Here is a 749-nt window from a genome sequence, read left to right on the forward strand (position 1 = left end):
ATGGCGACTAACGACCAAGGCTTGGCGACGTTCGCAATGGCACGAGCTTGCGCACAAGCAAGCGCAGTGACAGAAGCGAATGTGGCGTAGCCTGGAGCGAGAGTCGCGTTAGCGAACTCGAAGCGCAACGCCAGAGCCGATAGTTAAGCGACGTGCCGGATCTTATAAGTTTAATCCATATCACTTGATAAACAATAGCAATCAATATCTACTTCTGAACCGATCTCAGCAAGAGTATTGATTATTTCCTTGGACAGAAAATATCCAGGATTACTTCCTGTATAATAGTATTGTATAATCTGAAATGATACATTTGCATCTTTCGATATTGCTAATAATTGCTTAGACCTTGGCTTTATTATCTCTGATATAAATAACTCTACTTGGTCAGAAATGAATTCAGCGGTCGTCTCTATTCTTTCATACTGCCATAAATTCTCTTCTGCAATTCTTGTTACTGCTGTTTTTCCAAACTTTAAATCATAAGATTCACCAGATAATCGAGTCTCCGTTGGTTCGATACCTAATTGATCTGTAATATATTTCGGGGATCTTTCAAAGCCCGTAATAATAAGAGAAATTATATTCCGATTCTTGTCATTTTCCAAGTCTTCACCAATGACCTTTCGAAAATCATTTTTAGATAATGGTATCAAATTGCTTTCTCTGTCTTCATTCACAGCGTTGGTTCCGGCATGTTCGCTTAACGACCAAGCCTAGCCGACGTTTGCGATGGCACGAGTTTGCTT

Annotated in this window: 1 protein-coding gene; it reads right to left on the reverse strand. The window is 40.2% G+C overall.

Features of this window, described 5'->3' with window-relative positions:
• Nucleotides 1–170: 170 nt before the first annotated feature.
• Complete coding sequence (locus CH352_RS18945; RefSeq protein WP_100708325.1) at nucleotides 171–680, reverse strand: DUF4279 domain-containing protein; 510 nt, start codon at nucleotides 678–680, stop codon at nucleotides 171–173.
• Between the last annotated feature and the right edge of the window lie 69 nt (nucleotides 681–749).

The sequence above is a fragment of the Leptospira hartskeerlii genome, assembly GCF_002811475.1.
In the GTDB taxonomy this organism is placed as follows: domain Bacteria; phylum Spirochaetota; class Leptospiria; order Leptospirales; family Leptospiraceae; genus Leptospira_B; species Leptospira_B hartskeerlii.